This window comes from Paenibacillus ginsengarvi, assembly GCF_003626695.1.
In the GTDB taxonomy this organism is placed as follows: domain Bacteria; phylum Bacillota; class Bacilli; order Paenibacillales; family NBRC-103111; genus Paenibacillus_AB; species Paenibacillus_AB ginsengarvi.
Genome location: NZ_RBAH01000064.1, coordinates 1 through 3,342, shown reverse-complemented (window position 1 = coordinate 3,342; position 3,342 = coordinate 1). Strand labels below are relative to the sequence as shown.

General features: G+C 40.5%; 4 protein-coding genes. All 4 read left to right on the top strand.

Features of this window, described 5'->3' with window-relative positions; translation table 11 throughout:
• Nucleotides 1–1,239: 1,239 nt before the first annotated feature.
• The 4 genes from D7M11_RS36040 (at nt 1,240) to D7M11_RS37985 (ending at nt 2,923) form a co-directional block, all read left to right on the top strand.
• The gene (locus D7M11_RS36040) at nt 1,240–1,749 is read left to right on the top strand and encodes a DinB family protein (protein ID WP_120752095.1); all 510 of its coding nucleotides are present in this window, start codon (nt 1,240–1,242) and stop codon (nt 1,747–1,749) included.
• 366 nt (nt 1,750–2,115) lie between these two features.
• On the top strand, nt 2,116–2,472 hold the full coding sequence (locus tag D7M11_RS37715) for a DUF4372 domain-containing protein (protein ID WP_240041457.1): 357 nt from the start codon (nt 2,116–2,118) through the stop codon (nt 2,470–2,472).
• A 59-nt stretch (nt 2,473–2,531) separates the two neighbouring features.
• Entirely contained in the window at nt 2,532–2,843 is a 312-nt protein-coding gene (locus D7M11_RS37710) for a transposase (RefSeq protein WP_275671770.1), read from the top strand.
• Nucleotides 2,837–2,923 (top strand): transposase, encoded by an 87-nt coding sequence (locus D7M11_RS37985; RefSeq protein WP_338042540.1) that lies wholly within the window; start codon nt 2,837–2,839, stop codon nt 2,921–2,923. Before D7M11_RS37710 ends, D7M11_RS37985 begins: the two co-directional genes overlap by 7 nt.
• The last annotated feature ends 419 nt before the right edge of the window (nt 2,924–3,342 follow it).

Genomic DNA, 3,342 nt, shown 5'->3' with positions numbered 1-3,342 from the left:
TTTACTATTGGTGCCTTAATGATTTTACTTTACCCCTTTGGAAGGATAAATTTTACAGCAGGTTTTGCCCACTTTGTTTGGCTGATTCACTCTATCATAGAATTGATGTGAGATCTTGCTATCAATTCGATCCTTATTTTTTATACACCCCATCAAGCCATGTAATGTCATCACAAATTGATAGCCACAGAGGCGTCCGATCCCGCCATAGGCGCAGTCGAATTCCGTAAATTTATTTACGCGATCTCTGCGTATACTTGGTCCGTATATCAATACTGGAACGGGAACTCCTGTATGTTCGCCGAATTATTGCCTCATGATTTCCTCGTGGTAAGCTTCCTATGCAGTAGCGGAAACACATCGCTTCGTTCCAGTAACCTCCAAGCTACAATTTCATTGTTGAAGAGATCTTGGATAACGGACAGGGAATGAAACTGGGTACCGTCCGAGATATAGGTGATATCGGTATCCATTTTTTGCCGTGGAGCTGTGGCATGGAATTGGCGTTTCAGGCGATTGGGATACACTACAAACGGTATGTGCCAAATGAGTAGCTATTATATGTTCTTTTAATACATGACCCCGGTCGTTTCTAATGCCACGTTGCGGCTGTGTGGTCAACCATTTGTAATTACTGACGCTTGCGCCAACAAGCTTCTCCATCACATCTATGCCATCCTCACCTGAGGAGAGCCCTATCACACATAACGACTGACTTCCATAAACTTCAATGCTAATGGGGGGTTATTTGTGATTTCCAAATACATTGCAACAAAAATTCTTTTAGGTACTAAGACAGAGAGGCTTGAAAAACATTAGCTGTTTTTTGTCTCAATTATCTTTATTTTTGTATCGGTGCATGGAAATAAAGTATATGGGCTTGTAGAAATATGCATTCTAATAGAATGTTTATAATGTTAATATAGGTAAAAATATACAAGTAATATTTTGTAAGTAAAAGTTATAGATTCGAAGGAGCAAATGAAAAGTTTCCGATAAAACATCATATGCAGTTTCACGCAATCCATCGAGTTGCAGAAGTTGAGCGTGAATCTCACTTGTTGTCGCATTAGAGAAGAAATTCGAAATCTTATTTGAGGATGAAGAGTTGTTAATCCATAATTTTTCAACAATAGAAAAAAATGTTGCCAAAGTAAAAGGAAAATTGGAAGGCTAAACGCTTGCTGTCCTAGAGTCAGCAAGAATTTTTTGAAAAAAATTGAATGAGGAGAATTTAATATGATGAAGAAATTTATTTTTGAAAGTATAGAACTATTGGATGGACATTTATCAACATTGGAAAGCTGTATTACAAGATTATCGGAACAAGATTTATGGAATAAATTGAAGCCTGAATTAAATAGTATTGGTAATTTATGCTTACATCTCACGGGTAGTGAATATCAGCATATTGTGTGCGGGATTGGGGGAAAGCCCTTTATACGAAAACGATCACATGAATTTCTAGCAAAAGGAGGTATTACGGGTCAGGAATTGATATTCAACTTAAAGAAGGTTCGTGATCAAAGTAAGCAGGTTTTAATGGATCTAAATGTTGAGAATTTACATGAATTGGTAACAATTCACTATCCTCCTGATTCTAACGTCTCTGTCGACGACTATACACGCTCTTGTTTATCCATTATTCTTTTTGTGGTTGAGCACTCTTCTTATCATACCGGACAGATAGTTTATATGACAAAGCTCCTTCAAGAATCGGATCATCACATATTGAAATGGAGGCATTAGGACAAATAAAATGAATATAAGTATATTTCCAAGCGAGGCAGAGGCCTTATCCTCTCTTGTTTGTTGTGAAATTCCAGAATTAATTAGAATTGTTTCATAATTCGTTAGATGGATGTGATTTTTCATCAAAAGTTGTAAATGTTTCTTAATATCACAAGCGTTGCATTAATGTTCTCAGAATCATCAAAATATTCGGTCTAATGGTCATTCGGACACGAAAAAATCCTTTACAATTGAATGGAAGGTAGTACCTGCCCATAATCCACTGAAAAGGATCAGCCATGGACAAGGAAACCCTATTTTCTTCATTTGGTAAATGGATTTCTCCTATTTGTACGAAAACGTTCACGGAAACGCGTTCACGAGGTGAATCAAGATAAGTACGTCAAGAAGCTTACCACTCTCTCGTATGTAAAGCTGTTCTTGCATGCCCAAATTCAACAGCATGACGAGCTTCGTGAAATTGCCGCCGATGTACTATGCAAAGACTTTCAGAAGGAGTTCGGCATAAAGTCGATCTCCGCTTCTCAGCTCAGTCGCAAGCATAATCAAGTCGACTCTGCCTTGCTGGAACAAGTGTTTATGTCGTTGGTACTTCAAATTCGACGAGGCACAACTCTCAGTTTCTTACGAAAAGACTTCAAGATCATCGACTCCACAACCATCGGTCTTTGCCTGAAAACATCAAATGGGCCGAATTCCGAAAAACAAAAGTGGGTTTGAAGCTTCATTTTCGCTTGGCTTATATGGACGATGAGACTGTTGTTCCTTAGAAGGTTATCTTGACACCTGCCAAGAAGAGCGATCGCAGTCAACTGGATGCTTTAGCGGACGAAACAGGCTGTACCTACGTCTATGACCGCGGCTACATGGATTACGCCAAGTTTGACGATTACTGTGAGCGTGGCCTTTACTTTGTAACTCGTACCAAAAAGAATACCGTGATCCGTCCGGTCGAATCGTTCAAGCTACCCATTAATGCAGGCGTACTTACCGATGAGAGGGTCTATGTCGGTACGGCGCAGAAGCGAATGGAAAACATATTGCGCCTCATCCACACTGTGGATTCTGAAGGTAATCCGGTCGCATCCTAACCAACCGCTTTGACTTAGATGCGGATGAAATCGGACAGATATACCGGGAACGGTGGGCGATCGAAACCTTTTTCAAATAGTTGAAGCAGCATGTACGCATCAAGACGTTTTACGGCACTAGCGAACGAGCGGTCATGAATCAAGTATGGATGGCCCTCATCGCTTTTTGCCTGGGGTGCTGGTCAAGATGGAGACAGGCACTACGCGTAGTCTTCTGGTACTGTACCGATGGCTACAGGTCTTCTTGTGGGATTCAGCAGCAGGATGGTTAGCTCAGATTCGTTACAGGCCGAGTCGAACATCCCTAGGCAGACTACCTTTACTAGGTGATCTACCTTTTGGTCGATGAGCGGAAATGTAGATGTCTGAATTTTACGGCAAATTGCTGTGGTGAGTTTTATGCAACGCTAGTGTCCAAAAATAAACCTGGACCGTTCAACGAATGCCCGAGAATTTTGTCGATAATGCTGATAACATCATCACGTTCCAGAATATTACT